At 58.5% G+C, this 26,987-nt stretch carries 26 protein-coding genes, 2 tRNA genes and 1 pseudogene; 5 read left to right on the forward strand and 24 right to left on the reverse strand.

Annotation, left to right across the window (positions count from 1 at the left end; genetic code table 11):
• The 12 genes from JQM66_RS09105 to JQM66_RS09160 form a co-directional block, all read right to left on the reverse strand.
• Positions 1 to 430, reverse strand: a 430-nt coding sequence (locus JQM66_RS09105) for an IS66 family transposase (RefSeq protein ID WP_328284129.1), incomplete at its 3' end; no start/stop codon positions are given.
• Positions 431 to 495: 65 nt separating this feature from the next.
• On the reverse strand, positions 496 to 687 hold the full coding sequence (locus JQM66_RS09110) for a hypothetical protein (RefSeq protein WP_235229565.1): 192 nt from the start codon (positions 685 to 687) through the stop codon (positions 496 to 498).
• A gap of 484 nt (positions 688 to 1,171) precedes the next feature.
• Positions 1,172 to 1,861: a V-type ATP synthase subunit D gene (locus JQM66_RS09115; protein WP_235229566.1), complete on the reverse strand. Its 690-nt coding sequence runs from the start codon at positions 1,859 to 1,861 to the stop codon at positions 1,172 to 1,174.
• A 13-nt stretch (positions 1,862 to 1,874) separates the two neighbouring features.
• Positions 1,875 to 3,260 carry a V-type ATP synthase subunit B gene (locus JQM66_RS09120; RefSeq protein WP_235229567.1) on the reverse strand — a complete coding sequence of 462 codons (1,386 nt, stop codon included), beginning with the start codon at positions 3,258 to 3,260 and terminating at the stop codon, positions 1,875 to 1,877.
• Positions 3,260 to 5,029 carry a V-type ATP synthase subunit A gene (locus tag JQM66_RS09125; protein WP_235229568.1) on the reverse strand — a complete coding sequence of 590 codons (1,770 nt, stop codon included), beginning with the start codon at positions 5,027 to 5,029 and terminating at the stop codon, positions 3,260 to 3,262. Before JQM66_RS09125 ends, JQM66_RS09120 begins: the two co-directional genes overlap by 1 nt.
• A 70-nt stretch (positions 5,030 to 5,099) precedes the next feature.
• Positions 5,100 to 5,417: a V-type ATP synthase subunit F gene (locus JQM66_RS09130; protein WP_235229569.1), complete on the reverse strand. Its 318-nt coding sequence runs from the start codon at positions 5,415 to 5,417 to the stop codon at positions 5,100 to 5,102.
• 12 nt (positions 5,418 to 5,429) lie between these two features.
• Positions 5,430 to 6,434 carry a V-type ATPase subunit gene (locus JQM66_RS09135; protein ID WP_235229570.1) on the reverse strand — a complete coding sequence of 335 codons (1,005 nt, stop codon included), beginning with the start codon at positions 6,432 to 6,434 and terminating at the stop codon, positions 5,430 to 5,432.
• Positions 6,435 to 6,451: 17 nt separating this feature from the next.
• Positions 6,452 to 7,042 (reverse strand): V-type ATP synthase subunit E, encoded by a 591-nt coding sequence (locus tag JQM66_RS09140; RefSeq protein ID WP_235229571.1) that lies wholly within the window; start codon positions 7,040 to 7,042, stop codon positions 6,452 to 6,454.
• Positions 7,043 to 7,066: 24 nt separating this feature from the next.
• Complete coding sequence (locus JQM66_RS09145; protein WP_235229572.1) at positions 7,067 to 7,549, reverse strand: V-type ATP synthase subunit K; 483 nt, start codon at positions 7,547 to 7,549, stop codon at positions 7,067 to 7,069.
• Between the two features lie 20 nt (positions 7,550 to 7,569).
• Positions 7,570 to 9,495, reverse strand: coding sequence for a V-type ATP synthase subunit I (locus JQM66_RS09150; RefSeq protein ID WP_235229573.1), 1,926 nt, complete (start codon positions 9,493 to 9,495; stop codon positions 7,570 to 7,572).
• Between the two features lies 1 nt (position 9,496).
• The gene (locus tag JQM66_RS09155; protein WP_235229574.1) at positions 9,497 to 9,811 is read right to left on the reverse strand and encodes a hypothetical protein; all 315 of its coding nucleotides are present in this window, start codon (positions 9,809 to 9,811) and stop codon (positions 9,497 to 9,499) included.
• A gap of 491 nt (positions 9,812 to 10,302) precedes the next feature.
• A tRNA-Arg gene (locus tag JQM66_RS09160) sits at positions 10,303 to 10,379 on the reverse strand.
• 151 nt (positions 10,380 to 10,530) lie between these two features.
• On the opposite strand from JQM66_RS09160, the gene JQM66_RS09165 reads away from it, so the two are divergent.
• Positions 10,531 to 11,121, forward strand: coding sequence for a hypothetical protein (locus JQM66_RS09165; protein ID WP_235229575.1), 591 nt, complete (start codon positions 10,531 to 10,533; stop codon positions 11,119 to 11,121).
• Between the two features lie 235 nt (positions 11,122 to 11,356).
• On the opposite strand, the gene JQM66_RS09170 is transcribed toward JQM66_RS09165, so the two are convergent.
• The 6 genes from JQM66_RS09170 to JQM66_RS09195 form a co-directional block, all read right to left on the reverse strand.
• Positions 11,357 to 11,995 carry a YigZ family protein gene (locus JQM66_RS09170; RefSeq protein WP_235229576.1) on the reverse strand — a complete coding sequence of 213 codons (639 nt, stop codon included), beginning with the start codon at positions 11,993 to 11,995 and terminating at the stop codon, positions 11,357 to 11,359.
• 162 nt (positions 11,996 to 12,157) lie between these two features.
• Positions 12,158 to 13,426 carry a GTPase HflX gene (hflX, locus tag JQM66_RS09175; RefSeq protein ID WP_235229577.1) on the reverse strand — a complete coding sequence of 423 codons (1,269 nt, stop codon included), beginning with the start codon at positions 13,424 to 13,426 and terminating at the stop codon, positions 12,158 to 12,160.
• Between the two features lie 17 nt (positions 13,427 to 13,443).
• Positions 13,444 to 13,956 carry a flavin reductase family protein gene (locus tag JQM66_RS09180; RefSeq protein ID WP_235229578.1) on the reverse strand — a complete coding sequence of 171 codons (513 nt, stop codon included), beginning with the start codon at positions 13,954 to 13,956 and terminating at the stop codon, positions 13,444 to 13,446.
• 113 nt (positions 13,957 to 14,069) lie between these two features.
• Entirely contained in the window at positions 14,070 to 14,273 is a 204-nt protein-coding gene (rpmE, locus tag JQM66_RS09185; RefSeq protein ID WP_235229579.1) for a 50S ribosomal protein L31, read from the reverse strand.
• A gap of 164 nt (positions 14,274 to 14,437) precedes the next feature.
• The gene (gene addA, locus JQM66_RS09190; RefSeq protein WP_235229580.1) at positions 14,438 to 17,998 is read right to left on the reverse strand and encodes a helicase-exonuclease AddAB subunit AddA; all 3,561 of its coding nucleotides are present in this window, start codon (positions 17,996 to 17,998) and stop codon (positions 14,438 to 14,440) included.
• Between the two features lies 1 nt (position 17,999).
• Positions 18,000 to 21,323: a PD-(D/E)XK nuclease family protein gene (locus JQM66_RS09195; RefSeq protein ID WP_235229581.1), complete on the reverse strand. Its 3,324-nt coding sequence runs from the start codon at positions 21,321 to 21,323 to the stop codon at positions 18,000 to 18,002.
• A gap of 124 nt (positions 21,324 to 21,447) precedes the next feature.
• Here JQM66_RS09195 and JQM66_RS09200 point away from each other — a divergent pair, with 124 nt between their 5' ends.
• Entirely contained in the window at positions 21,448 to 22,056 is a 609-nt protein-coding gene (locus tag JQM66_RS09200) for a DUF1643 domain-containing protein (protein WP_235229582.1), read from the forward strand.
• An 81-nt stretch (positions 22,057 to 22,137) separates the two neighbouring features.
• On the opposite strand, the gene JQM66_RS12600 is transcribed toward JQM66_RS09200, so the two are convergent.
• The 3 genes from JQM66_RS12600 to JQM66_RS09210 form a co-directional block, all read right to left on the reverse strand.
• Entirely contained in the window at positions 22,138 to 22,269 is a 132-nt protein-coding gene (locus tag JQM66_RS12600; protein WP_268824382.1) for a hypothetical protein, read from the reverse strand.
• 82 nt (positions 22,270 to 22,351) lie between these two features.
• The gene (locus JQM66_RS09205; protein ID WP_235229583.1) at positions 22,352 to 23,431 is read right to left on the reverse strand and encodes an S-layer homology domain-containing protein; all 1,080 of its coding nucleotides are present in this window, start codon (positions 23,429 to 23,431) and stop codon (positions 22,352 to 22,354) included.
• Between the two features lie 48 nt (positions 23,432 to 23,479).
• Positions 23,480 to 24,109, reverse strand: a complete 630-nt coding sequence (locus tag JQM66_RS09210; protein ID WP_235229584.1) for a redox-sensing transcriptional repressor Rex — start codon at positions 24,107 to 24,109, stop codon at positions 23,480 to 23,482.
• Between the two features lie 363 nt (positions 24,110 to 24,472).
• On the opposite strand from JQM66_RS09210, the gene JQM66_RS09215 reads away from it, so the two are divergent.
• Both JQM66_RS09215 and fic read left to right on the forward strand, forming a co-directional pair.
• Positions 24,473 to 24,549, forward strand: a tRNA-Arg gene (locus tag JQM66_RS09215).
• Positions 24,550 to 24,610: 61 nt separating this feature from the next.
• Positions 24,611 to 25,216 carry a protein adenylyltransferase Fic gene (gene fic, locus JQM66_RS09220; protein ID WP_235229585.1) on the forward strand — a complete coding sequence of 202 codons (606 nt, stop codon included), beginning with the start codon at positions 24,611 to 24,613 and terminating at the stop codon, positions 25,214 to 25,216.
• 110 nt (positions 25,217 to 25,326) lie between these two features.
• On the opposite strand, the gene JQM66_RS09225 is transcribed toward fic, so the two are convergent.
• Positions 25,327 to 25,779, reverse strand: coding sequence for a tyrosine-type recombinase/integrase (locus tag JQM66_RS09225; RefSeq protein ID WP_235229586.1), 453 nt, complete (start codon positions 25,777 to 25,779; stop codon positions 25,327 to 25,329).
• Positions 25,780 to 25,836: 57 nt separating this feature from the next.
• Here JQM66_RS09225 and JQM66_RS12810 point away from each other — a divergent pair.
• Positions 25,837 to 26,043: pseudogene (locus JQM66_RS12810) on the forward strand (ABC transporter ATP-binding protein); the annotation flags it as partial.
• A 197-nt stretch (positions 26,044 to 26,240) separates the two neighbouring features.
• On the opposite strand, the gene JQM66_RS09235 reads toward JQM66_RS12810, so the two are convergent.
• Together JQM66_RS09235 and JQM66_RS09240 are read right to left on the reverse strand one after the other, a co-directional pair.
• Positions 26,241 to 26,519 (reverse strand): DUF1015 family protein, encoded by a 279-nt coding sequence (locus JQM66_RS09235; RefSeq protein WP_235229588.1) that lies wholly within the window; start codon positions 26,517 to 26,519, stop codon positions 26,241 to 26,243.
• Positions 26,520 to 26,705: 186 nt separating this feature from the next.
• Entirely contained in the window at positions 26,706 to 26,906 is a 201-nt protein-coding gene (locus JQM66_RS09240) for a hypothetical protein (RefSeq protein ID WP_235229589.1), read from the reverse strand.
• Positions 26,907 to 26,987: the final 81 nt, after the last annotated feature.

The raw sequence follows: 26,987 nt of genomic DNA on the forward strand, positions 1-26,987 counted from the left end.
CATGTGCCCAACAACCCACAACACGGATATTTTCAGGCAGTTTGTGGTAGCCCTGGTATCCATCTGCATGAAGCCAGCCTGAGAACCCTTTCAGGAACTCTTCTGCATGCACAGCCTTGCGGCTTGGTTGGTATTCATACAGGACGATAGGGCTTTCCGCACATCCGCTGGTCCGGTACAGCCACATATAGGACTTGCTGGCAGCTGCCTTTCCAGACTCTTTCAATACCTGCAGAGTGGTTTCATCTCCGTGCAGAACAGGTTCCTTACAAAGATTTCTGTGCAGTACATCATAAATCGGACGCAGCCAGGTATCCGAGGTGTTCAGCATCCAGTTGGCCATTGTCTGCCGGGACAGTTTCAATCCCTCCCGGTTAAATTCCTGCTCCAAACGGTATAGTGGAGAATACATCACGAATTTCTGAGTCATGATGTGAGCCACTGCTTCGGCGGAAGCAAAGCTGCCCGGGTAAAGCACCGGCTGCTTTGGCGTCTTCAGAATATTGGCTTCTCCGGTCTCTTCTTCACACTTCTTGCAGGCATAAGTAAACCATACTTCTCTTTATAACTGATTTCCTTGGCTCCTGCGGCTTCAAGTCTCCGGATTCCTTCATCCACAAGACTATGCCAACCAGGGCCTACATGATAAATGGGGTTGTTGGTTGTGATGGGGTTATCTATTGTCATGGTGTCTCATTTTCCTCTGATCTCTGCTTTCCTTTGTTATGGTATGGCATTGTCTCTTGAATTCTCTTATACTTCCAGTCCGGCCTATAAACATCATTAAGTAAGTCAAAGTAGTCATTCATCTTCGATAGTATCTCTACTCTGAATTGGATGCTAAAAAGACTTTTTCTTCTTTGCCAAATGGATTTTGCTCACTGCACTACATAAGAAATTATTTATGTCTCATACCTGAAAACTACCATGCTAAATACTCCGATTTTTCCATGTCACTCTACAGAAAAATAGTATATAAAAACGGAGAGAGACTTAATGAGCTATCAATACAACTCATTAAGTCTCTCTTATTTCGCAGATGTCCGATGGTATTTTTTAAGGAAATTATGTCAGCGTTATGTCAGACCGCTGATTTTCCTTAAATTTTTCCAAATAAACCCAGTTCAAATCCTAACTTAAAAGTTACGGTTTTTACTCGATTTATAAGGTTTTAGTCCGCTTTTGCCTCACAAAGCATCTGGTCCTGAACCCTACGTTCCTCAATCGCTTGCCGAAGTATCATATCTTTCACCTTCATCAGACGGGTGGTGGTGGCACGGTCGTTCTCATCCAGCTTCATGGTGATATAGCGGATGGCGGCCTCGGTCTCGGGGATCATCACGTATTCCAGAGCGTTGACGCGGCGGCGGGTCTTTTCGATCTCCTCCGCCATCAGCTGGGCGGACTTCTCGATCTCCGCCAGCTTCAGCATCTTCCGGAACACATGGCCCAAGGCGTCCACAGCCGTGTCCAGCTCACCGGAGGTGGATGCGAAGCCATAGGGATAGATGTCGGAATCCGACTTGGTCTTGGTCTGGAAGTCGTACACCGGCACGTTGACGGACATGATGTTCTGGCTGCCCATGGTCAGCTCCACGCTCTGCTTGGGATACAACAGCGCCTGCTCCAGCGCCTCGGAGCTCATGAGGGCGGAGGCCACGGTGAAGGACTTATGGACTGTCATCAGCTCCTCCTCCACCTCGGCCCGGAGAGCCCGGACCTCACGAACGGTCTCCAGGAACTGCTTCATCAGGCCGTCGCGCTTGTCTTTCAGCAGCTTGTGGCCCCGGCGGGCGGTCTTCAGCTTGCCCTTCAGCCGGGTCAGTTCCATGCGGGTAGGGGTCACCGTGATATTCGCCATGGCTCACCCCTCCTCAATTCTCGTCTTTCTTCGGCCAGTACTTCTCAATATACTCGGGTTTGATTCGTTTCAGCTCGCTCTTGGGCAGGATGCTCAGCAGCTCCCAGCCCAGATCCAGCGTCTCCTCGATGGAGCGGTTCTCCTCGTAGCCCTGATTCACATAGCGGCGCTCAAATTCGTCAGCGAACTTGGCGTACAGCAGGTCCGTGGGGGTCAAGGCGGCCTCGCCCAGAATGGACATCAATTCCTTGTTGTCCTTACCGGTGGCGTAGGCGGCGAAGAGCTGGTTCATGGTGTTGGCGTGGTCCTCCCGGGTCTTGCCCTCGCCGATACCCTTATCCTTCAGACGGGACAGGGAGGGCAGCACGTCCACGGGGGGATGGATGCCCTGGCGGTACAGGGCGCGGCTCAGAATGATCTGACCCTCGGTGATATAGCCGGTCAGGTCGGGAATGGGATGAGTCTTGTCATCCTCCGGCATGGTCAGAATGGGGATCAGGGTGATGGAGCCGGACTTGCCCAGCTTCCGGCCGGCGCGCTCGTACAGAGTGGCCAGGTCGGTGTACAGATAGCCGGGATAGCCGCGGCGACCGGGGACCTCTTTCTTAGCGGCGGAGACCTCACGGAGGGCCTCGGCGTAGTTAGTGATATCGGTCATGATGACCAGCACGTGCATATCCTTCTCAAAGGCCAGATACTCGGCGGCGGTCAGTGCCATACGGGGCGTGCTGATACGCTCGACAGCCGGGTCGTTGGCCAGGTTGGAGAACATGACGGTACGGTCGATGGCGCCGGTGCGCTTGAACTCACTGACGAAGAACTCGGATTCCTCGAAGGTGATGCCGATGGCGGCGAACACCACGGCGAAGTTGGCGGCCTCGTCGCCCCGCACCTTGGCCTGACGGGCGATCTGGGCAGCCAGGTTGGCGTGAGGCAGACCGGAGCCGGAGAAGATAGGCAGCTTCTGGCCACGGACCAGGGTGTTCAGACCGTCGATGGTGGAAACACCGGTCTGGATGAACTCGTTGGGATAGTCACGGGCTGCCGGGTTCATGGGCAGGCCGTTGATGTCCCGGTATTCCTCTGCCAGGATCTCGGGACCGCCGTCAATGGGACGGCCCATGCCGTTGAACACGCGGCCCAGCATGTCGCCGGACACGCCCAGCTGCAGGGGATGGCCCAGGAAGCGGACCTTGGCATCGGCCAGGTTGATACCGGCGGCGGATTCGAACAGCTGGACCACGGCGGCGTCGCCGTTAACCTCCAGCACCTTGCCGCGGCGGATGGAGCCGTCGTGCAGCTCGATCTCCACCAGCTCGTCATAAGTGACGTTCTCCACCATGCGGACCATCATCAGAGGGCCGGAAATCTCCTCTACGGTTTTGTATTCTCGGATCATTACTGCTCACCTCCCTGAGATGCGATGGCTTCGATCTGCTGCTCCATCTCGGCCTGGATCCTGGCGTAGGCCCGGTCGTATTCCTCCACGGGCACGCTCTTGGCACGGCCGATCTGCTCACGGGCGGGAATGGTGAACAGCTTGCCCGCCTCGGCACCCTGAGCGATGGCAACACGGCACAGCTTCTCATAGCCCAGGATCAGGGTCAGCAGCTTGGCCTGCCGGTCATAGCTGGAATAACCGTCGATATCGGTGAAGGCATTCTGCTGCAGGAAGTCCTCGCGGATCATACGGGCAACCTCCAGCGTCAACTGGTCACCGGGAGACAGGGCGTCCTTACCGACCAGCTGGACGATCTCGTTCAGGCTGGCCTCGTTCTGCAGAATGCTCATGGCCTGGGCACGGCTCTGCATGAAGCCCTCGCCGAAGTTCTCATCAAACCAGGGCTTCAGGGTGTCCAGATACAGAGAATAGGAGTTCAGCCAGTTGATGGCCGGGAAATGACGCTTGTAGGCCAGAGAGGAGTCCAGGGACCAGAACACCTTGACGATACGCATGGTGGCCTGGGACACGGGCTCGGACAGGTCGCCGCCCGGAGGGGACACGGCGCCCACAGCGGTCAGGCTGCCCTTGCGGTCATCAGAGCCGATGCACTCCACGGAACCGGCGCGCTCGTAGAACTGAGCCAGACGGGATGCCAGGTAGGCGGGATAGCCTTCCTCACCGGGCATCTCCTCCAGACGGCCGGACATCTCACGGAGAGCCTCTGCCCAGCGGGAGGTGGAGTCGGCGATAACGGCCACGTCGTAGCCCATGTCACGGAAGTACTCGGCGATGGTGATGCCGGTGTACACGGAGGCCTCACGGGCCGCCACGGGCATATCGGAGGTGTTGGCGATCAGGACGGTCCGCTTCATCAGGGACTCGCCGGTACGGGGGTCCTTCAGTTCGGGGAACTCACGCAGAACGTCGGTCATCTCGTTGCCGCGCTCGCCGCAGCCGATGTAGACCACGATGTCCACGTCGGACCACTTGGCCAGCTGGTGCTGCACCACGGTCTTGCCGGAGCCGAAGGGGCCGGGCACGGCCGCCGTACCGCCCTTGGCGATGGGGAACATGGTGTCGATGATGCGCTGGCCGGAGCACAGGGGACGCTTGGGGGGATACTTGTGGCTGTAGGGACGGCCCACGCGGACCGGCCACTTCTGGGTCATGGTCAGGGGCACTTCCCTGCCATCGTCGGTCTTCAGGGTGGCGATGGTCTCCGTCACGTTGAAGGAACCGCTCTTGATGTCGGTGATGGTGCCGCTCATGTTGGGGGGCACCATGATCTTATGGAGCACCACGGGAGTTTCGGGCACGGTGCCGATGATATCGCCGCCGATGACCTTATCCCCCACCTTGACGGTGGCGGTGAACTCCCACTTCTTCTCGTGGTCCAGGGCAGGCACTTCCACGCCGCGGGCGATGTTGGTGCCAACCTTCTCCACGATCTTCTCCAGCGGGCGCTGGATACCGTCGTAGATACCCTCGATCATGCCGGGGCCAAGCTCCACGCTCATGGGGGCGCCGGTGGTCTCCACCACGGCGCCGGGGCCCAGGCCGGAGGTCTCCTCGTAGACCTGGATGGAGGCGGAGTCGCCCTTCATGGTCAGAATCTCGCCGATCAGACGCTGGGGGCCAACGCGGACCACGTCGGACATATTGGCGTCCGCCAGGCCCGTGGCCACCACCAGCGGTCCGGAAACTTTAACAACTTTACCGCTCAAATCAGAATACCTTCTTCCTTGGAAAATTCTCTTCCGAGGCTGTTTGTCTCATCTGTAATGCTTAATAGCTTTACAGGATATCCGCTCCAACGGCCCGTTCGATAGCCCGTTGGATATTGTTCTTGCCGATGCCCAGGGAGCCCTCCCGGCCGGGGATCAGGATGATGGCGGGGGTCAGCTCGTCCTTGTAGCGGGACAGCACGTCCTCCATATCCTTTCCCAGCGTCTCGGTGAGATAGATCACCGCGCAGTCGCTTTTGGCCAGCTCGCGGACCTTCTCCTTTGCCTCCTCCACAGAGGTGACGGGATAGGCGTCCAGGCCCAGGGCACGGAATCCCATGACGGATTCCCAGTCGCCGATCACGGCGATCCGATACGTTGTTGCCATCGTTACACCGCCTTACACATAGCTGGCCCGGAGCCGGGTGCGGATCACATCGGCGGGCAGGCCCGTTCCGCGGCCCAGCAGCAGGATGCGGAGGTTGGTGTACTCCGTCTCCCGGGCTGCCAGATAGGCCAGCAGGGGCGCTTCGCCGAAGGCCACAGCCTGGGCGCCGGAGAGGTAGTCTCCCACCGCGTCATCGCAGAGCTTTTCGAACCGGGTCATGGCGCCGCCCCGCAGTATCTCGCTGCCGGCCTCGGCAGCCGCCTGGAACCGGGTGGGTCCATACAGCTCCATCAGGCCGCTGCCGCCGTCGGCACTGACCTTCAGGATGGCTGCCTCGTCGATGTCGCCGCCCTCAAAGAGGACGCCCCGCAGGAACTCCGCGTTCTTTCCCATCCGGATGGTGCGGACCAGCGCCCGCAGGTTGGCCGCGTCGATCTGGGCCTTCACGTAACCGTGGAGGAATTGGCTGCCGGTAGCCTCGGCCACCGCATCCATGTCCCGGTAGCACCAGCTGTCCAGCACGATGTCCGCCAGCTGGGGGTCCCGGGTGGTATCCAGCACCTCCTTGGCCTCCGCTGCAGCGGCAGCCAGACAGGCGGGCAGTTCCTCCATCTTACCGCTCTGGATGGCCTCCTTCAGCGTCTGGACGTCCAACCTGCCCATATCCATCAGCATATGGCCGGGGTCCGTTCCCATGGCGTCCGCCTTCAGGATGGCCTTCACGTTATGATAGTCGTATTTCAGCTTGAAAATGTCGATATACCTGGGGTCCGGCGCACTGTCGGCCAAGTCGGCCAGGGTGGCCTCCCGGGCGGCAGACAGGGCCGCGTCCATGGCCTCCGGCCGGGTGGGGTCCAGCTCCGGATATCCGCACTCCTGGAGGATCTTGACAGCCTCCTCGTCGGTGCGGGCGTCCAGCACCTGCTCCATCCGTTCCCGGGTCAGCAGCCCGGTCTCCATGGCCCGGATGCGGGCGGAGATGGCCAGGTAATCGGTGTCTTTGATTTTTTTCGCCAAGACACTTCCTCCTTCAGTCATGCCTCCGGGAACAGCTTCTTTGCCACCGCTCCCGCGGTCTCCGCTTTCTGCAAACGCACCAGGGTATCAAAGGTGCAGTTGACCTCCACATTGCCGCTCCGCAGGATAAAACCGCCCTGGATGGGCAGAGTCTCCTGAGAGAGGACCAGCTGCTTGCCGGAGGCCTTGTTGGCCTTTTCCACGGCAGCCTTGCCGGCGTGGTCCCGGTCCTCCGGGGAAAAGACCGCCTCTTCGGTGCCGGTGGAGGAAGCCCGGATCAGCAGATCCGCCAGAACCTCCACATACTGCTCCTGCGGCATGGAACACAGCTTCTCCAGCGCCCGGATGTATGCCTTTTCCACCATTTCCTGCTTGGCGGCCAGGAGGACCTTGCGTGCCTCCATCTGGGCCGCACTCACCAGACGCTCCTCCCGCTCGGCGGCAGCCTTCTCATTCTTGGCTGCCAGCTCCGCGGCCTCGGCTTCGGCCCGGACCTGGTAACGGCTGGCGACCGTGTCCGCCTCCTGGCGGGCATTGGCCAGAACGCTGTCGATCTCAGACTGTGCTTCCGTCTGGATCAGCTGCGTGATTTTTTCGATTCCCTTCATATCAGGTCTCCCCTTTCTATGGGGTCAGGCGATGTTGATGATCATCAGCATGGAAGCCAGCAGAGACAGAATGGCGTAGAACTCCACGGTGATGCACAGCACCATGCCCTTGGACCAGTCATCGGGCTTCTTGGCCAGAATGTTGATGGAACCGGCAGCCACGCGGCCCTGAGCGATGGCGGAGAACAGGCCGCCCAGTGCCATAGGCAGGCAGGCCGCGAAGTACTGCAGACCCTGCTGCACAGACAGGTTGGGCACGCCGCCCAGCAGGCCCATGGAGAAGATGGCGAAGAACCACACCACCAGGCCATACAGGCCCTGGGTGCCGGGGATGACCTGCAGGATCATGACCTTACCAAACTTGCTGGGGTCCTGGCACAGCAGGCCGGTGCCTGCCTCACCGGCGATGCCGGTGCCCTTTGCGGAGCCGATGCCGGGGAGAACTGCTGCCAGACCGGCGCCCAGCAGCGCCAGTGCCAAACCGCCAAATGCTTCAAAGAATCCCATAGTGAATTTCCTCCTTAAAGTTATTCGATATCCACGTATTTTGTCTGCATTGCCACGGGACGGAAGGGCTTGCCGCCGTCCTCGTAAAATTTGCCGAAATACTCCAGGCACTGAAGCCGCAGGTCATGGACGTAGCAGCCCAGCAGGTTCAGGGCAAAGTTCAGTGCGTTGCCCGCCATGGAGATGATGATGAAAATGACGATGTTGCCGGGGATGGCACCCAGGGTGTTGAACACCTGGGCAATGACGCTGCCCGCCAGCATCAGGGCCATCAGACGGGCATAGGAGAGAATATCGCCGAAATAGCCCGTGACGTGGTTGTACAGGGAACCAAAGATGCCCATGATCTTGCCGAAGCCCTTTCCGGTGATGATAGGTCCAGCCAAGATCAGCACGATGCCCGCGTACAGCACCAGGTTGGTGACGCCCAGGGCCATACAGCCGATGCCCGCGAAGACCACCCACCAGGTGACCTCCTCAAACAGAGCATCCAGGTACTGGCCCCGCTTGATCTTTCGGACGAAGCTGATGGCCATGCCGGTGACGATCTGCACCACGCCCAGGGCCATGGCGCCCACCAGGATCATCAGCGTGTCGTTCAGCGGTGTGAACAGCGACGGCAGAGCAAAATCGCCGCCGGTGGTCAGCTTTACCACCTGGGTCAGGAAGTCTCCGAAGAAGCCGCCGGTGATGGCACCCATGATAAAGGTGCTGATGCCGCACAGGGTCATCAGGCCAAACATATGCCCCATGGTCCCCTTGGGCCGGTACTTCTTTCCCACGATCAGACCCGCCAGAATCATCAGCAGGCCGTAGCCCATATCCGCCATCATGATGCCGTAAAACAGGATGAAGAACGGCGCCATCAGGGGGTTGGGGTCCACATTGTCATAGGCAGGCAGAGAGTACATCTCCGTCACCATGTTCAACGGCTTAGTCAGCCAGTTGTTCTTCAGCTGTACCGGCACATCGGGGATCTCGTCCTCCGTGGGGTCTGCGGCATCCCATGCACAGCCCAGCTTTTCCAGCAGAGTCTCCGTCTGCCGGAGCTTTTCGGCCGGGACCCAGCCCTCGAAAAAGACGATGGTCCCGTCCGTCAGCATCCGCTCAGCACCGGTCTCCTTGGAGGCCTCGGAATTCAGACGGTCCACATACATCCGCAGGGCATCCCGGTCCTCCGCGCTCTGCACGATGGCGGCGGTGGCCTCCTCCTGCCGGCGGCGGTTCTCCGCCAACAGCTTGTCCAGCTGTTCCACATTCTCCGCCGCGGTTCCGGTTACGTTCTGGAATGCCGTGGCACTGAAGTTGAAGGGCCGCAGGATCTCCTGCACCTTCTCCTCCTCTTCGCGGTGAAGGATCAGCAAATAGTACTTCTGTTGTTTGTCCGCGTTGATCTCATAGAGTTCCGCCGCCGCATCTGCCGCCGCCAGTTCCGTCCGAATGGCGCCGGTGTCCGTGGTTCCAGGGCAAACACCCATGCGGAACACCGTGTGGGCGGTGCCCTCCTGCTCCAGCGGCAGGTCCATGGGGACCCAGGGCCGCAGTGCCGCCTGTCTGGACAGCAGCCGCGTCTCCTCGGCCTGCAGTCTGGAAAGCTCCTGCAGCTGACCGCCGACTCTCTGGCTGGCCGCCTTGGCTCTTTCCGCACTTTCGGAACCGAGGAACTCCTGCTCCGAGACCGCCTTCCGCTGGATGAACAGGCCGTCCTTGACCTGCCCGTATCGCTTGATGGCGGCCAGGGCTGTATTGACATCAGCCAGCTCGGTCCTGGTCTCCGCCAAGGCAGAGGTTCCGCACTTCAGCAGCGCGGCCCAGGCCGGGTCGGCCAGCTTGTCATCCGGCTCGCTGATCTCCACACATCCCAGCTTCAGGAGGCCCTTCAGCAGTTCTTCCCGATGGTCGGCCATGGCAATCACGCGGAGTTTCTTCATTTTTACAATGGCCATTTCAGTGTTTCACAACCCTTCCGACAATAAACTCCGCAGCTTCCTCCAGGTTCCTGCCGGCCGCTTCCCGCAGGGCGGTGCTTTCCGCTTCCGCCGTGCTCCGGATCTCATCCGCCTGCCTGGCGGCCCGCTCTTCGGCCTGTTTCAGCAACTTCCGGCCACGCTCCACTGCATCCGCGCGTGTTTTTTCAAGCAGTGCGATACCCTCACGCTCGGCGTCAGCGGCTATCTGGCGGGCTTCCGCCTCCGCGGCAGCTTTCCGCTCCCGCATCTGCGACTCCAATGCCGTGACCTTCTCAATTGCTTCCAGGGACATATCTGTTCACCTCTTTCCCTATTGACCCTGTTATTTGATCCAGTTCTACCTCCGCGTCAAAAGAAAATTCTCCATTTTCGCCTTGGTATTTTAGAACAGTATAGGCGTCCAATTCTGGTAATGCAAGGAAATCTTCATACTACGGAAGCGCTTTCTTCCTTTTGCACAATCATCCATCTCTTTTTTCTACGTTTCAGCAATAAGTCTTTCGATATTTTTCGAAAATTTTGCATAATTTGCGTTAAAAAATTCACTTTTTTGTTTTATTTTTAACGGATTTTCAATTTTTATCCGAGAAAATGTGATAATTTTCGGAATTGATTTTCGAAAAAAAATGAAAATTTGCCGGAAATAATTAGAAATGTCAAAACAATTCACATTGCCGTTCAGAAACTAAAAAAGGGAGCAAAACAACTTTGCTCCCTTGCAGATCACATTTCCTGCCTCAAAACATAAAAGAACACCGGAGCAAAGCAAGCTTTGCTCCGGTGTGGTACGCCCTGAGGGATTCGAACCCCCGGCCTTCTGGTCCGTAGCCAGACGCTCTATCCAGCTGAGCTAAGGGCGCATGTCTCACAGACAGCTTAGTTATAATAGCACGTGGTTTTTCAAAATGCAAGTGTTTTTTCAAAAAAACTTCAATTTTTTTCTGGCCCTTGTAAACAAGTTCAGCCTATGGTAAAGTATTGCATGATAAAAGAGAAGAAAGCGGTGGGTTTATGGAGAACTATCCCATTAAAAGCGTAACCTTTGGCGGCTTTGACAAACAGGACGTCATCCGATATATTGAGCAGACTGCCGCCGCGCAGCAGACGCTCCAGACTGAAAATGAGCATCTGAGAAACCAGGTGGCCGATCTCTCGGCGGAGCTTTCCGCTTTGAGGGCACAGATCTCCTCCCTGTCTGCCGAGCGGGATCAGCTGCAGGAGACTCTCAGTCAGGAATCCGCTTCCCGCCAGCAATTGGAGACTCTGAAGCCTCTGGAGGACGAAGTGGCCCGTCTGCGGCCCGACGCAGAGGCTTACGCCCAGTTCCGGGAGCGCATCGGCGCCATCGAATGTGAGGCCCGCAAGCGGGCTGCCGACTTGGAGCAGGCCACAGTAAGCCAGCTCCAGAAGACCGTCGATCTGTTCCGGGAGCAGTATCAGACCCTCATGAGTACCTTTGAATCCACTGCCAGCCATGTCAACGGCGAGCTGCGGAAGGTGGAGGTCAATCTCACCCAGCTGCCCAGGGCCATGGATCAGGCCGGCACGGAGCTGAATGAGCTGGCCGCCCGTCTGGAACGCAGCAAGGAATCCCAGCAGTAACATCTATATGATATAGGAAAGGACGCGCCGTTTCGGCGCGTCCTTTCAGACTGTCGATAAACCCGAAAATCTTGCGCGACGGGAAGGAAGATAGTTACGAAAGAAACCCAGGAGGGGTGTCTTTCGTTTTCGATCATAAGTTTTTCGAACTTTTAGAGTTCGAAAAACTTGCAGCAGCTTGTCGAAAAGACTTTTTCGACAAGCTGAAAGGACGCGCCGTTCCGGCGCGTCCTTTTTACTTTGCTTCTTCTCTGGGGCCGGGCAGAAACTCCTCCCCCGCCGGGACCATTTCCAGTCCGCCGGCAGACAGTTCCGTCAGCCGGGGAGCAAACTGCTCCGCGCCACCCGCCGGAAAAGCTGCCCGCAGGATAATATCCACCCCATACTCCGCGTCCCGCACCACGCCGCCGCAGGCAACGATCTCCAGCTTCATCCGCTCAAACAAAGGGTATGTACAGGGTACATCCCACAGCGTCCACAGACTCATGCGGGCAATGCCTGCCGCATCCAGAGCGTCCTTGGCTCCCTTGGTATAAGCCCGGGTCAGGCCGCCCGCTCCCAGCAGAACACCACCGAAGTACCGGGTCACCACGCAGCAGACATTCACCACACTCTCCCGCTGGAACACATTCAGCATGGGCTGCCCCGCAGTTCCCTGGGGTTCTCCGTCGTCGGAGTACCGGACCACGCCGCCCTCCTTCAGCAGATAGCACCAGCAGTTGTGGCGGGCGTCGTAATATTTCTTTTTCATCTCCTCGATGCGGGCCCGGGCCTCAGCCTCGGTCTCTACCCGCCAGAGATGGCTGATGAACCGGGACCGCTTTTCGGTAAATTCGCTCTCTGCGTCCTCAAAGGGCACCAGATATTCGCTCACGCCACATCTCCTCCGTCAGTACATAATAATAGCTCTGCCGGGTCTCTCCCATCAACTGCACAAACTTCCTTCTGGAAAACTGATAGCAGAGGCCGTATTCCTCCATGTCCCGTTCTGAAAAGGGCGGAGCACGGAGGTTTCCAACACGATCTCAATCACTGTTCATTCTTCCATGAACGGTACAACCTGCCCCAGGGTCTTGGGCCCGCAGACGGCGGTCACGTCGATGGTCTCACTGTACTCCACGCTCTCCACCTTGGCCTCCCGGTACAGCATATCCAGCAGGCCACCCTTGTCATAGGGCAGGTGCAGCGTCACCCGGCGGGTGCCCTTGTCCAGTCGCTTATCGATCATCTCCAGCAGCTGAGGGATGCCCTCGCCGGTCCGGGCGGAGATCAGGCAGATATCCTGGCCGTGGGGAAGGATCTCCCCCGCCGGGAGGCAGTCCGCTTTGTTGAACACGTCGATACGGGGCAACTCTCCTGCTCCCAGCTCCAGAATCAGGTTCTCCACCACCTGGGCCTGGGTCTGCCACTCAGGGTTGGACACATCCACTACATGCAGCAGCAGGTCCGCATATTCCAGCTCCTCTAGGGTAGCCTTGAAGGCCTCCACCAGCTGGTGGGGCAGCTTGCGGATAAATCCAACAGTATCAGAGATCACCACGTCCAAGGTATCGCTGACGGTCAGCAGACGGCTGGTGGTATCCAGGGTGTCGAACAGTCGATTATTGGCAGGGATGCCCGCCCCGGTCAGCTGATTCAAGAGGGTGGATTTGCCCGCGTTGGTATAGCCCACAATGGCCACTACAGGGATCTCATTCTTTCGGCGCTGCTGGCGCTGGGTGCTTCGCACCCGGCGCACGTCCTCCAGGTCGGAGCGCAGCTTGTCGATCTTCTTATGGATCAGACGGCGGTCCGTCTCCAGCTGAGTCTCACCGGGGCCCTTGGAGCCGATAGCCCCCTGCCCGCTGCCGCCCTGGCGCTCCAGGTGGGTCCACATACCCGTCAAACGGGGCAGCAGATATTTATACTGGGCCAGCTCCACCTGGAGCCGGCCTTCCTTTGTCTTGGCCCGCTGGGCAAAGATATCCAGAATCAAACCGCAGCGGTCCAGTACCTGAACCCCCAGCATATCCGTCAGCATCCGCTGCTGGGAGGGTGACAGGTCATTGTCGAAGATGACCATGGTGGCGCCGTTGTTCTGGCAGAACTCCTGCACCTCCAGCACCTTGCCCTCACCGATGAAACAACGGGGGTCCGGGGTAGCTCGGTTCTGCAGAATACTGCCCACAGTCAGACCGCCGGCAGTCTCCACCAGAGCCGACAGTTCCTCCATGGTGTCCTCGTCCGCATTTTCCGTCTGTTTCAGTACCGGGGAGTTCAGGCCCACCAGTACCACTTTGTCACGAATCTCTTCCGTTTCCCGCATAAAATGATTGGTTCTCCTTATTTGGTATAGGCCTCCACAACTTTTCCGGTGTAGATGCGATGCCAGCCGCCCTTCTTGCCGTAGTGGGACAAAATAGTCTCCTGATCCAGCACGCAAGTGGGGTCCATATCCTGTACAAAGATTTTTTTGCAGACCAGCACCCATTCCGCCTCATCGAAGAATGGGGCGTCACCGGCGCCGTAGCGCAGCGTCAGGCCGCATTCCTTCACTTTGTCGATGTCCCGCCCGCTTTTCGTGCCGCAGATCTGCATGGTGGTCTGCTTGTGGCTCAGGGGCAGCACGGATACCGTGAAATAATCTTGGGATTCCATAAATTGATAGGTATAGCGCTCAGGCCGCACATAAACGGTGCACACCGGAATGCTCCACAGCCGGCCCAACTGGCACCAGCCGATGGTCATGGTATTACAGTCCGTCCGGTCCCCAGCAGTCAGCAGGGCGTTCTGTGTGCCGAATACCTGAAAGATCTCAGGAGTCAGGGTCTTAAAGTCAACAGGATGCAGGTTCATGGCGCATCGCTCCTTTCACATTCTGTGTTCAGTATATGCGCCGAAGAGGAAAAAGTAAAGAAAGCAAAGAAAAAAAGGGTCCGTCAGTACGACAGACCCTTTCTTGAGCGTGATTACTTGTCCAGACCGAACTTCTTGTTGAACTTGGCCACGCGTCCGCCGGTATCCACCAGCTTCTGCTTACCAGTGAAGAAGGGGTGACACTTAGAGCAGACTTCCACCTTGATATCACTCTTGGTAGAACCTGTCTCAATCACATTACCGCAGGCGCAAGTAATAGTAGTCTGCTGATAATTGGGATGGATTCCTTCCTTCATTGCTCTCGTTCACCTCTTTCTCTTCCAGACTACCCCGCAGAAGCTTTCACCTCCGCAAAGGCGATAATTAGTTTAGCACACCGAAATCTGAAAAGCAAGCCTTTTTCTGAAAGTTTTTTGTTGTTTTTTTGAAAAAGCCGCTTTTTCTTCGCAAGATATAGGGCTCACAGCTCCACGGTCTCACCAACATGCAGAAAATACAGTACGCTCCGGGTCACCGGCTTTTCCATTACCCGCTCCAGAGCCCGGCTGTAGGTCTCCAACTGAGTCCGGTAGTGCTGCGCCCGCCGGGCCAGTTCCTCCCTGCTCCGCACGCGGTCGGTCTTGAAGTCCACCACGGTGAGACCCGCTTCTGTCTCAAAGAAGCAGTCCACCACGCCCTGCAGCAAAATCTGGTCCCCCGCGCCGGTCCGGCCGGTCAGTTCCTCCGCACCGATCAGCAGCGTGAAGGGAAATTCCCGCTCCACCTTCTTCGCCTTTCGGATCTCCTCCGCCAGTGGGGACGCCAGGAACTGTTTCACCGCTATGACATCCACAGCCGCCGCCTGCTCCGGCGTCAACTTGCGGGCCTCCTGCAGTCGCGCCAGCTGTCCCTCCACGTCCTGGTCTGAAAGCTCCAGGTATTGCAGCGCCAGATGGGTGGCAGTTCCTCGTTCCGCCGGGGTCAGCCCCCGGTCCGCCTGCCGGAAGCGGGGCTGGGTCAGGGGGCGCAGGCGGGTGGGCCGGGCCGCGTTCTCCGCGATCTGCTCATCCAGGACACGGCCCTTCAGCTGGGTGGCCGTGACCTTGGCAGGCACGGTGATCTCCGCCTCATAGGGATAGGTGAACCTCAGCAGCGCCGGGTCAAAGGGTGGTTCCTCCGCCGTTTCCTCCGCGCCGTCTGCCGTCCGCCAGGGCCGCTGGCGGAATTCCTCACTATCATGGATAAACACTTGCCAGGGACTGGTATCTCCGGTATACAGGGTATCTACCTCCGCTTCCGCATATGCTCGCAGAGACGCGGCCTCCGGGCGGCACAGCAGGGGCAGCAGCAACCAGTCTCCAAAGCATTTGCCGGCAGCTACCGTCTCCGGCAGCACCGGGCAGGATGCCACGGCAGCCAGCTTCTGGAGCCTGCCGGGGGCGTGATACATGGAATCCACCAGGATCAGCTTCTCTTTTGGCCGGGTCATGGCCACGTACAGGATGCGCTGCTCCTCGGAGAGGTTCTCCCGCCGCAGCTTTTCCTCCATGGCAAGCCGGGCCAGGGTTGGATATTTGATCTTCCGCTTCAAATCCACCCGCCGGGGCCCCAGGCCCATCTCAGGATGGACCAGCACCGCCGTGTCGAAATCCTGACGGGAAAAGGCGTGATCCAGGTCCGCCAGGATGACGATGGGGAATTCCAGGCCTTTGGACTTGTGGATACTCATGAGCCGGACACCGCCGGAAGAAGAGGCGGACTTGGTCACGGGAGCCTGGTCCGTCTCCAACAGCCGCCGCAGATGGGTCACAAAGGCGAAGAGCCCCTTGTAGCCGCCGCTCTCGAACTTCTCTGCATGGCGGCTCAGGGCAATCAGGTTCTCTTTTCGCTCCAGGCCGTGATCCATGGCGCCGAAGATACCCAGCAGGTTCAGTTCGTTGTAAATGTTCCAGATCAGGCTGTGGACGCTCATCTCCCGGGCGGCCAGCCGCAGGCGGTCCAGGGTCTCCAGAAAGGCGGCGCAGTCCGCCCCGCCGTCCGCCGCCACGGCGTCACAGAAGTCGCCGCCAGGAGTCTTGCCCCGGATCTCCGCCAGCCGGTCCGGGCTGAAGCCGAACACCGGCGACCGGAGGACGGAGATCAGCGGCACATCCTGATGGGGGTTGTCGATAATCTCCAGGAAGGATACCATCACGGAAATTTCCATGGTGTGGAAGAAATCGCCGCTCTCCTCAAAGGAGCAGGGGATGTTCCGCTCCGCCAGGGCCTCCGCAAAGGCGGCGGTACGGCTGCCGGGGGACCGCATTAAAATCACGATATCCTCCGGCCGGCAGGGCCGCAGGAACCCATCCGGGTCCGTGACGGGGTATTTTTCATCCAGCAGCCGGCGGATGCGCTTCGCCACGAACCGGGCCTCCGCCGTCAGCTTCCTGACGGGATGGTCATTCTCCGCCGACTTCTGCTGCGCGGCGATCAGATGGAACTCCGTGTCGCAGTCATGGCGCTCCGGGTAATACTCCGCGCCGAAGTGCAGGGCCTCGTCGTCCCCGTAGACCATCTCCCCCATCTCCACGGAGAGGATGTTCTCAAAGATAAAGTTGGCGGCGTCCAGAATCTCTTTTCTGGACCGGAAGTTCCGGGACAGGAGAATTTTTCGTTCCTCTCCCTCCGCCGCCTCCTGATAGGGCTTGAAGCAGTTGTATTTTCCCAGGAAAATCGTGGGGTCCGCCAAGCGGAAGCGGTAGATGCTCTGCTTCACGTCGCCTACGGTAAAGAGGTTGTTCCCATCCCGGGACACCGCCCGGAAAATGGCATTCTGGACCTCGTTGGTGTCCTGATACTCGTCCACCAAAATCTCCTGATACCGGGCAGCCACCTGGTGGCCCAGCTCTGTGGGCGCGCCGTCCTCCCACACCAGCAGTCGCAGGGCCAGATGCTCCTGGTCCGAGAAATCCGCCGCGTTCATCCGCAGCTTCTCCGCTCGGTAGCTCTCAGTGAAGTCCCCCGTCAGCTCCAGCAGCGCCGCCATAGCGGGGGCCACGGCTTGTAGGTCCTCCATGGCCTCTTCCCCGCTGACCGCCAGCAGGCTCTCCAGCTTTTTCAGGTCCGCCTTGCAGCCGTCCCAAAGCTGCTTCAGGGCCACCACCGCCGGGTCCTCTTTCCGCCCCTTTGGCGTGCTCAGGCGGGGGAAAGTGACAGCCGCCAGAGCCTGCCGGGCAGATTCCCATCCGTCTGCCGCTGCCAGAGCATCCAGGCCAAAGGCGGCCACCAAAAACTTTTCCCCATACCCGGCGGAAAGGCCGTCGTCGCCCTCTGTCCGCAGGGCGCCCTGCCGCAGCAGACCTGCCCAGTGGACAGCCTTCCGCTGCACAGAGGCCAGCAATTCCCGGGCATAAGGCGTCTCGTCAAAGCTCCCACCCATATGCAGCCAGTCTTCCCGACTCTCTGCCAGCCACCGCTCCGGGTAGGCGTGGCTCTGGAGCTTTTCGTGAAGCTCCAGCACCAGGTCCTCCAAAGCCCGGTCATCCCGGCCGGCGCCCAGAGTGTCCGCCAGCAGCGCCCGGTCCGGGGTCAGCTCGTCATAAAACCGCTCCAGAGTCCGCTGCAGCACCCGGCGGCGCACCAGTTGGGCGTCGTTCTCGTCCAGCACCCGGAAATCCGGCGTCAGAGCGTGGCGGTCCGATTCCAGGGGCAGCAGATGGGTGTTCTCCCGCAGCAGGGCCGTGCAGAAGGCGTCCACCGTCTTGATGTCCGCCTGATAGACCCGCAGCAGCTGCCGCTTCAGCCGTTGGTCGCCGGGGTCCTCCGCCAACCGCTTGCTGAGCTCCGAGGCGATCTTGCTGCGCAGCTCTGCCGCCGCGGCCTTGGTGTAAGTAATAATGAGGAAATCGTCGATATTACACCGCTCGTTGGTGACGTAGCGGAACAGCCGGTCCACCAGGACCTTCGTCTTGCCGGAGCCGGCGGCAGCGGAGACCAGCAGGCTGCCGCCCCGGTTCTCCACCACAGCCTGCTGCTGCGGCGTCAGCTTCAATGTTGCCATGTCAGGTCTCCCCTCCTTCCGTCTCTTCCAACGATGTCCAGAACTCCTCCGCCTTCACCGGCAGAATGTAATGGAGATGATCTCCGTCCCTGCCGTCCTGGAAATGGCAGGCGTCCGCCCAGTCGCAGTACTGGCAGAAGCTGTCGTCCTCGCTGTGGCAGCAGGGGTCCGCGTCGATGTTGCCATGCCGCACCTCCTCCGCGATCTGGTGCAGCAGCTTTTCCACATACCGTCCCAGCTTCCCCAGCTGCGCCGCCGAGGCAATGCTGCCGGAGAGGCTACCGTCCCGGCTCACCCGCAGAGGCAGGTAGTGTGGCTCTGTCAGAGAGTCGTGCTCCATGGCTCGCAGCACCTCCGGCTCCGCCAGCAGCAGTCCGGACCGCCGCAGCTGCTTCTGCCGTTCGCTCTCCAGCTTTTCCGCCGGGATGTTCCGCTCCATGCTCAAAATTTCGTCCCGGGCAGGCAGATACAACACACCCGCAGGCTCAATTTCGTGCCCGAAGTGGGCCTTGCCCTCTTTCTGCAGGGTAAAGAGGTACAGCAGCATCTGGATGTCCAGACCCATTTTCACGGCGGAGAGGTCAAAGGCTTTCTTTCCGGACTTGTAGTCCACCACCCGCAGGTACAGCTTGTCGTCCTTCACCCAGCCGTCCACCCGGTCCACCTTGCCGCCGATGCGCAGCTCGGCGTCCGGTTCGGAGATTACCACCGCCGGGAGGGTCCCGTGGTCGCCAAAGGACAGCTCGAATTCCAGAGGGATGAAATCCGAGTGGCGCAGTTCCTCCGCCACCTGGTCCATCACCGCGTAGGCGGTGTTCCGCAGACGCTCAAAGAGATACCGGAACCGGGCGTTCCGGCCCTGGAAATTATGGAGTTCCTGCTCCGCATAGCGGTCGATATAAAACCGCACCAGTGCATGCAGTTCTTCCTCCTCCACCGCCGCAAAGCCCCCCTTTGCCAGCACATCCCGGGTGACGTTTTCCAGCAGATAATGGAGGAATGTGCCGATCTGGGGTGCGTCGAAGGCCGCTGGTGTCCGGGGCTTTGCCTTCAGACCGTACTCCATGAAGTAGGCGAAGTGACAGGACCGCAGCCGCTCCAGCCGGGAGGCGGACATGGAGATCCGGTCACCGTACAAGGCCCGCACCGCTCCCCGGGAGAGCCGTCCTCGCTTCAGGTCCGCAGCCCGCTCCATGGCCCGCAGTCTGGGTGCACAGCCGGGCTGCTCCTCCAAGAATGTCCAGAGTTTCCCATTCGGAAGCTGTCCCGCAGCCTCCAAAGCTGGGCTTACTGCTGTTAAGCGATATTCCTTGTCAATGCTTTCTTTTTCAACTTTCAAACCCGGAAACAGGGTCAGCAATCGCCCCACCACAAAGGCGGGCCGCAGCTCCGCTCCGGAGACATCGGTCACAGGATAGCTGACCACCAGCCCTGATCTGGGCTGCGCCAGGGCAGCATAGAGATTCTGCAGCTCCATGCCCATGCGCTCCATGCCAGTGGGCGCCAGCTCGATGCCGTGCTGGGCCAGTTCCTCCCGGTCATCCTCGTTGAGGATGCCGCCCCCCTGGCCGGGGTCCGGCAGAACGTGGTCGTTGGCTCCCAGCAGGAACAGGTACTTGGTAGTATGCCGGTCATTCCGGGTGATCTCATGGGCCGTCACCTGATCCAGAGAGACCGGCACCGTGCCCACGCTATACTGGGTGAGCACCTGGCAGAACAGCCGGGTATATGCATCCAGCTTCATGGGCTCCTCCCCCAGGATCTCCACCATCTGGTCCAGCACGCCGCAGAGGATCTCCCACAGCTGGGCCGTCTCCTCGGCCTCCTGGAGCCGTCCGGCTACGGCCTGGACCTGCATCTGCGCCTCCAAGGCTGCCTGCAGCCCCAGTTCCTCCATGAAGCCGTACAGCGCACTGGTTTTTTCCAATACGGTCCCATCGCCCCTCAAGCCCTCCGCCAGACGGGACAGGGGACCCTGCACCTTCCGCCGGATCGCATTCACTTGATCCAATTGGGCCTGCCGCTCCTCGTTCCAGGGAACGCCGTAACCATCTGGATTCTCCGCCCAGTCCGTGTCCCGGACCCACATCTGTCCGTGAATCTCCCACTTCAGCACATAGTTTTCCAGGCGATCGCACTCGTCGGCGGTAAGACCCGTCAGGCCCGTTTTCAGCCAGCGGAACATATCGTCGTACTCATAGCCGTTCTCCACGGCCATCAGCGCACCGGCCAGCAGGCTCAGCACCGGTTTTTCCAGCACATCGCTGCGGCGGCTCAGGTAGACCGGCACCTCATACCGGGCAAAAACCGTCTCGATGGTCTCCGCGTAGTCTCCCATATTCCGGGCCGCCACCGTGATATCCCGGAACCGGCAGGTCCCGGACGCCACCAGCCGCCGGATATCGGCGGCAGTTTGTTCCACCTCGGAAAAGACTGTGTCCGCCTCCCGGACCCGGACAGCGTCCTGCTCCTCCGGAAAGGGCACATTCTCTCCGAAAAAATACCGCTCCACATGGTCCAGAGGTGTGACACAGTCCCCGGGCTTCTGCACCTCCGTCACCGCAGGGCAGCCTGCCCGTCGGGCCAGTTCCGTCAGCCTGCCGCAGGTCTTGAGGGACGCCTGAAACACCTCTTCCCCGCTGTCCGGCTCTCCCAACAGGACCACCGTCACCGACCTGGCCTCCCGGAGCATGATCTCAATAGACCGGTATTCCAGGGCATTGAAATAGGTGAAGCCATCCAGGAAAAGATCCTTTCCCGCCACATACCGGGACTCTTCCAGGCTGTCACACAGCTGCTCCATACGGCCTCCGGGGGCCAGGCCCTTTGCAGCCAGCAGGCGCTCGTACTCGGCGTACAGCAAACTCAGGTCATGGAGCTTGTCACCGGTGGCTCCGGTGGTCTCTCCGGCCTGGGCGCAGAGCCGCTCCGGGGACACATCATAGCTCCGCAGCTCATCGAACAGGTCCAGCAGCTTTTGCAGAAAGGTGGATTTCTGGGAAGGCCGCCGGTACACCTTCATGACCGGGGCCACAGTCCCCAGAGCCTTTTGCAGCAGGAGTAGCTTGCCACCGGCATCCAGAGATACCTGGGCAAGGCCGCCGGTGATGGTCAGCACCCGGTCGCTGAGCCGCCGGAAGCTGAGCACCTCGGCGTGACGGCTGGCGGTATCTCCGCAGGCGCGGCACAGGTCGATCTCCGCCTGGTGGGAGGCATGCTCTGGTACCAGCAAAATCTGTTTTCCGGTATCTCCCAGCTCCGCGATGCGGCGCAGCACCGTATCCGATTTTCCCGTTTTGGCCCGGCCCATCAAGATCGTCAGCATAGGCGTTCTCCTTTTCGTTTTCCTTTTGACATGATACCACAGTTCCTGTCCCATTAACAGCCCCGGTTGCCTTTTTTCCGTCGGTGTGCTATGCTGAAAGAAATGTCGAAACAGGAGGTGCGCCATGCCCCATATCCCGCAGGGGACCACCGATACCCTGACACTGGAGCTGTTCGAACCGGCGCTGGAGGCCGCGCTCCGGCCCTCTCCGGACTACGATGTCAGCCGGTGGCTGTATGTCCCCAACACTTACTCCGAATACCGTTACATCCTGGGCACCCGGGGGAAAAAGCCCCTGATCTGCGTGGGCATCAACCCCTCCACCGCGGCGCCGGATGCTCTTGATCCCACCCTGCAGTCCGCCCAGCGTATTGCCCTGGCCAACGGGTATGACAGCTTTCTGATGTTCAATGTCTACGCCCAGCGAGCTACCCGGCCGGACGACATGGAGCCATCTCTCAATCCGGCCCTCCATACGGAGAATCGCAAAGCCTTCCGCTATCTCCTGTCCCTGTCGGAGCACCCGGCGGTGTGGGCCGCCTGGGGCAACATCATCCTGAAGCGGGACTACCTGATGGACTGCATGCGGGACTTTGCAGCCGACGGTCAGGCCGCGGGCGCCCGGTGGTACACCGCCGGTCCCCTGCTGAAATCCGGCCAGCCCCATCATCCGCTGTATTTGAAAGGTGACACGAAACTGCAGGCGTTTGATATTGAAACGTATTTGAAGTAAACAAAGCCTCCCGTCAAATCAGGGACATACCGAAACCACCCCGGGTCCGAAGACCCGGGGTGGTTCTCTCATTGACATTGATCAGCAGCAGTTATTGTTGTTGCAGCCGCAGCCATTGCCGCCCCAGCTGCCGTTGCCGCAGCAGCACCAGATGATGATGAGCAGGATGATGATCCAGCAGCAGTTGCCGCCGCCAAAACCGTTATTGCACATACAGGGACCTCCTATGAAGTGTTGACCACCGAAGCGGTCTCATCCCATCATATGCGATCCTGCCTGCTATGTTCCGTGAAACTCAAAGGCGGCCGCTGGTCACCAGTTTCTCCGCGTTCTGCCAGTCTCTCAGCTGGAACACGCCCTTGTCCATCAGCGCGTCTGCCAGGGTATCCCGGCTGTCCGGCAGTCGGGCATACAGGGCATAATAGGAGATATACACCAGATCCGCACGCAGGAACTTCTCCGTCCGCAGGCGGGCCGTCTCTCCGGCAGTCAGCAGGCCGGCAACCTCCGCCCGTTCCATCGTATCCGACAGGTCTGTGTTGGCCGCGGAGCTGTATCCCAGTGCCCGCAGCACAAATTCCGTGTACTGCCCGGCGTTCACCGGATTGCCCGGCTTGAACTGGGTGGCGCTGTATCCGTTGGTATACCCCTTCTCATAGGCATAACCCACGTACTTCTCCGCATCGGAGCCCCTGGAGATATCGGTAAAATGGGTAGTTCCGGTCCAGGCCAGAGCCTGTTCTTCCTCACCCAGCACCCGGATAAACATGATCAGCGCCTGCAGGCGGGTGGGCACCAGTTCCAGGTCAAACCCCTGACCATAGCCGGTGAAGCTGCCCCGGAAAAGGTTCAGAGATTTCAGCGCAGCAGCCATGGCGTTATAGTCCACCTCATCGGAATAGGCGAAGCTGTATCCGCCCTGATAGTCCAGCACGGCGGTCCGGGAAGTTACCTCAAAGGCGGCTGAAGTGTCCTCCGCCACCATGTAGCGGTGGTTTGTAGCCAGCGCTGTTCCACTGGGAATCTGGGTTCCCGTGGTGACGTCCACCACAGCGCCGGATCCGTATGTGACCCGGCCGCTGCCGGCCAGCAGCAGCACATTGGTCCCCGTGGAGCCTGTCAGCAGGTCTCCTCGCTTCAGGCGGGTCTCCTGCCAGACAGCGGCACTGCTCAGGTTCAGTTCTCCACCGGCAGCCTGTTCCAGGATGGCCTCGTCCGACTGGTCCAGCTTCTGATCCACCCGGTCCTCCATATTCCCCCAGAAAGTCCCTGTCAGATAGGACAGGGAGATCAGGGAGTCCTCCCCGCCGGCGGCATAGGCGACTGCCGCCAGCAGCAGGCAGGCGGACAGTAAAAGCGCAAGTTTTTTCATCATAAAGGGTAAGTATCCTTTCGTCAGCCCGGCGGCAGAGCCGGGGCGGCGTCAGCGGTTGGCAATGCGGTAGCTGAGAGTCAGCAGGCTGTCCGCGAAGTGAATATTCTCAAACTTCACGTTAGGGTTGGTGCTGGACAGCTCAATGTTGGTAAAGTTCCAGAAGCCGTGGACACCCAGAGCAATCAGGTGGTCCGCCATGTCCTGTGCCACAGACTGGGGCACGGTCATGACCACCACGTCCACATTGTGATCCCGGATATAGGCATCCAGCTCCTCCATGGAGTACACAGGAACACCGTTCACCGTGGAGCCGATGATGGCGGGAGACACGTCGAAAGCGCCGTCCACCGTAAAGCCGGTGTCGGAAAACGGGAAATTGTGCAGCAGTGCACGGCCCAGGTTGCCAACGCCGATCATGATAAGGTGATGGTTATTGTCCACACCCAGAATATGGCCGATTTCTGTCCGCAGTTCTTCCACGTTATAGCCGTATCCCTGCTGTCCGAACTCGCCGAAGCAGCTGAAATCCTGACGAATCTGAGAAGCAGTGATATTCATTTCCTGGCCCAGAGAATGGGAGGAGATCCGCACAACACCGCGGTTGCACAGGTCTGTGAGCTGCCGGTAATAACGAGGCAGACGGCGAATCACAGCATCCGAAATATTCTCTTTCTTCAAAGCACTCACTCCTACATCTTATATTGTTATATCATTCACACTTAGTTTAACGCAAACCGATTAACTTGTCAATTTTTTTAACAATCTTTTCGATGATTTTTTTTGCAAAAAAAGCTTTACACCCAGCCGAAACTTTGGTATACTACCCTAGCACGCATAAGTGATTTGTGTATGCGCCCGTGGCGCAGTTGGATAGCGCGTCAGACTCCGACGTTTCAGGTCCTATCCGCAGCGAACCGGCGCAACCCCTTGCAATCAGTGGCTTCCAGCCAATGCAGAGGAAAATTTCCTTCGCCGTTGACTACTATTTGACCACTCTTTTGAAAAATAGAACTTCCTCACAACTTCATACCGTTTTGATACGCGCCCGTGGCGCAGTTGGATAGCGCGTCAGACTCCGACTCTGAAGGCCGCTGGTTCGAATCCAGTCGGGCGTACCACTAAAAGGCACTTGCGAAAGTAAGTGCCTTTTGTTTTAATTTAGGCAAGGGAGGTTTCGCCATGGCTCTTGAGAATAAACTGGGACTCACATCCTCTGCTGATCTCGCCCGTGAAGAAGAGCGAATCAGCAAAAAGAAAGCTGTCGAGCTTTTTGAGAAGGGCCTGCTGAATCAGCTGGAGGCCGGAACCTTCTCCTCCCTGCGAGCCATCCACAAGTACCTCTTTGAGGAGATTTACGACTTTGCCGGCGAACTCCGCACAGTTAATATCGCCAAGGGCAACTTCCGTTTTGCTCCGGTGATGTACCTGGAAGCAGCGCTTACGAATATTGAAAAGATGCCGCAGTCCACTTTTGATGAGATCATTGAGAAGTACGTGGAGATGAACATCGCCCACCCCTTCCGTGAAGGCAATGGGCGCAGCACACGCATCTGGCTGGATCTGCTGCTGAAAACCGAGCTGCACCAGGTGGTAGACTGGAGCCGCGTGGATAAGGAGGACTATCTGCTGGCCATGGAGCGCAGTCCTATCCGGGATACAGAAATCAAGCACATCCTGAAAAATGCACTTACAGACGAAATTGACAGCCTTGAAGTGTATATGAAAGGTATCGACCACAGCTACTACTATGAGGGTTATACGATCTTCAAGGCCGAGGAACTGTGATTGATCCAATTTTAAGTCTATGAAAACTCCCTTGTAGAACGATCATCTACAAGGGAGTTTTCTGTGGCTTTTGTACTGCAATTTCACATTGCAACACAAGTCTATCTTTATCAAATCTCCAGACCCTTCTGCAATACTTCGCTTGCCGCTTTTTTGTTCTTATCGAACGCATGGGTATAGATGTCCAGCGTAGTGGACGGCTGGCTGTGGCCCAGCAGGCCCGCCACCGTGGCCACATCCGTGCCGTTGACAATAAGCAGGCTGGCGTTGGTATGCCGCAGGGAGTGGACGTTCAGCTTCTCCGGCAGGCCGTTCTTCTTCAGGATCAGCTTCATCCGCCAGGTGAAGGAATTGGGCGTCATGGGCAGTTTAAGGCCGTGGCGGCGGAACACATAATCGTCCTCCGTCAGCGTTCGGTTCTCGTAGGCCTCCGCCTCCCAGTCACATTCCTTTCGGTACTCCTTCAGCAGGCTCCCCATCTCCGGGGAGAAGTACACATAGCGGTCGCCCGCGGCGGTCTTGGGTTCTTTTACGATGATCTCCTCACCCGTCACCTTCACCACGTTAGTGTCGTCATTGACGGCATCCCCGTCTCTCGGCTCTCACGAAACCAGCTGGCCTTGCAGGTCGCCTATGTGGCCCAGAAAAATGAGCTGGCCCGCTCTACCGTGTTTGACGCCGTGCTGCTGGGCCGCAAGCCCCACATGAAATGGGGGCCCTCCGCCGTTGACTACGATGAGGCGGAACACGCCCTTCGGGCCGTGGGCATGGAGGAGTGTCGTCTGCGGTATGTGGACCAACTCTCTGGCGGCGAACAACAGAAAGTGATTCTGGCACGAGCTATTGCCCAGGAGCCCAAGCTGCTGCTTCTGGATGAACCAACCAGCAGTCTGGATCTTCGGAACCAGTATGAGTCCATGGACCTCATCCGACACTGCGCCCATGACCATAACATTGCTGTGCTGGTAGTCATCCATGATCTAAATCTTAAGGCGCATTTTCATTCTTACACTAGATGCACATCTTATAAAAAGCACTTTTCTCGATATTTCTTACCTTGTCGATCTGCTTCTATCATAGCATCATATACCAAATCCGGTGTTACATTGAACGGCATACGGGACAGCACCGTTCCCTCAGTGGCACGGATCAATGCACCGGAACCGGGGGTGAAATCGTACTGATCCAGATCCACCATGCCAATGAGGCCGTGGCGCACCTTGCCGTCAGATTGCGTGCGTTCAATATAAATCAGGGTGTCCTCCAGCGTCTTGAATACGTCCTCATCCAGATACTTCTTCATAGACGCATTATAGGGCTAATTCAAGCCTCCGGCTTTGCGGAGGTTTTGACTCTATCCAGCAGAGATATATCCGTTCGAAATGGCAAAGGAGGCGCAAAAAAGCACATACTTCAAAATGCGCTTCATAATAGCTTTCTGCTCCCTGAAACGGGGATAAATGTCCTGGCATCCGTACCACACAAAGAATCAGATGCCTTTCTGCGGAATATCCGGTTGGTCAGGACCGTCCGGCATCAGTACAGGGTACTGCTGCCACAACCATTTCAGCATCTGTATCTCACTTTGAAAGAAACAGGACTTGCCGCCGGCCTCCACGACCCCCTGCCAGGTATGATTGTAGGTCGATGTAATCAGGACTGAAAACTGTACGGGTCTCCGTTTTTCCATCATACTCTCCTTCCGTGCCGGAAACGGATGAGACAGTTCCGGTACAGAAGACCTCCCTTCCTACCAAAGTGCAAATAATAC

Source organism: Oscillibacter valericigenes, assembly GCF_021531915.1.
Lineage (GTDB): Bacteria > Bacillota > Clostridia > Oscillospirales > Oscillospiraceae > Oscillibacter > Oscillibacter valericigenes_A.

Excerpts from the sequence above, each read along its gene's own strand:
- JQM66_RS09110 (WP_235229565.1), bottom strand. The coding sequence starts at position 687 with ATGACAATAGATAACCCCATCACAACCAACAACCCCATTTATCATGTA.
- JQM66_RS09115 (WP_235229566.1), bottom strand. The coding sequence starts at position 1,861 with ATGGCGAATATCACGGTGACCCCTACCCGCATGGAACTGACCCGGCTG.
- JQM66_RS09120 (WP_235229567.1), bottom strand. The coding sequence starts at position 3,260 with ATGATCCGAGAATACAAAACCGTAGAGGAGATTTCCGGCCCTCTGATG.
- JQM66_RS09130 (WP_235229569.1), bottom strand. The coding sequence starts at position 5,417 with ATGGCAACAACGTATCGGATCGCCGTGATCGGCGACTGGGAATCCGTC.
- JQM66_RS09140 (WP_235229571.1), bottom strand. The coding sequence starts at position 7,042 with ATGAAGGGAATCGAAAAAATCACGCAGCTGATCCAGACGGAAGCACAG.
- JQM66_RS09145 (WP_235229572.1), bottom strand. The coding sequence starts at position 7,549 with ATGGGATTCTTTGAAGCATTTGGCGGTTTGGCACTGGCGCTGCTGGGC.
- JQM66_RS09150 (WP_235229573.1), bottom strand. The coding sequence starts at position 9,495 with ATGGCCATTGTAAAAATGAAGAAACTCCGCGTGATTGCCATGGCCGAC.
- JQM66_RS09155 (WP_235229574.1), bottom strand. The coding sequence starts at position 9,811 with ATGTCCCTGGAAGCAATTGAGAAGGTCACGGCATTGGAGTCGCAGATG.
- JQM66_RS09165 (WP_235229575.1), top strand. The coding sequence starts at position 10,531 with ATGGAGAACTATCCCATTAAAAGCGTAACCTTTGGCGGCTTTGACAAA.
- hflX (WP_235229577.1), bottom strand. The coding sequence starts at position 13,426 with ATGCGGGAAACGGAAGAGATTCGTGACAAAGTGGTACTGGTGGGCCTG.
- JQM66_RS09180 (WP_235229578.1), bottom strand. The coding sequence starts at position 13,956 with ATGAACCTGCATCCTGTTGACTTTAAGACCCTGACTCCTGAGATCTTT.
- rpmE (WP_235229579.1), bottom strand. The coding sequence starts at position 14,273 with ATGAAGGAAGGAATCCATCCCAATTATCAGCAGACTACTATTACTTGC.
- addA (WP_235229580.1), bottom strand. The coding sequence starts at position 17,998 with ATGGCAACATTGAAGCTGACGCCGCAGCAGCAGGCTGTGGTGGAGAAC.
- JQM66_RS09195 (WP_235229581.1), bottom strand. The coding sequence starts at position 21,323 with ATGCTGACGATCTTGATGGGCCGGGCCAAAACGGGAAAATCGGATACG.
- JQM66_RS09200 (WP_235229582.1), top strand. The coding sequence starts at position 21,448 with ATGCCCCATATCCCGCAGGGGACCACCGATACCCTGACACTGGAGCTG.
- JQM66_RS12600 (WP_268824382.1), bottom strand. The coding sequence starts at position 22,269 with ATGTGCAATAACGGTTTTGGCGGCGGCAACTGCTGCTGGATCATCATC.
- JQM66_RS09205 (WP_235229583.1), bottom strand. The coding sequence starts at position 23,431 with ATGATGAAAAAACTTGCGCTTTTACTGTCCGCCTGCCTGCTGCTGGCG.
- fic (WP_235229585.1), top strand. The coding sequence starts at position 24,611 with ATGGCTCTTGAGAATAAACTGGGACTCACATCCTCTGCTGATCTCGCC.
- JQM66_RS09235 (WP_235229588.1), bottom strand. The coding sequence starts at position 26,519 with ATGAAGAAGTATCTGGATGAGGACGTATTCAAGACGCTGGAGGACACC.
- JQM66_RS09240 (WP_235229589.1), bottom strand. The coding sequence starts at position 26,906 with ATGGAAAAACGGAGACCCGTACAGTTTTCAGTCCTGATTACATCGACC.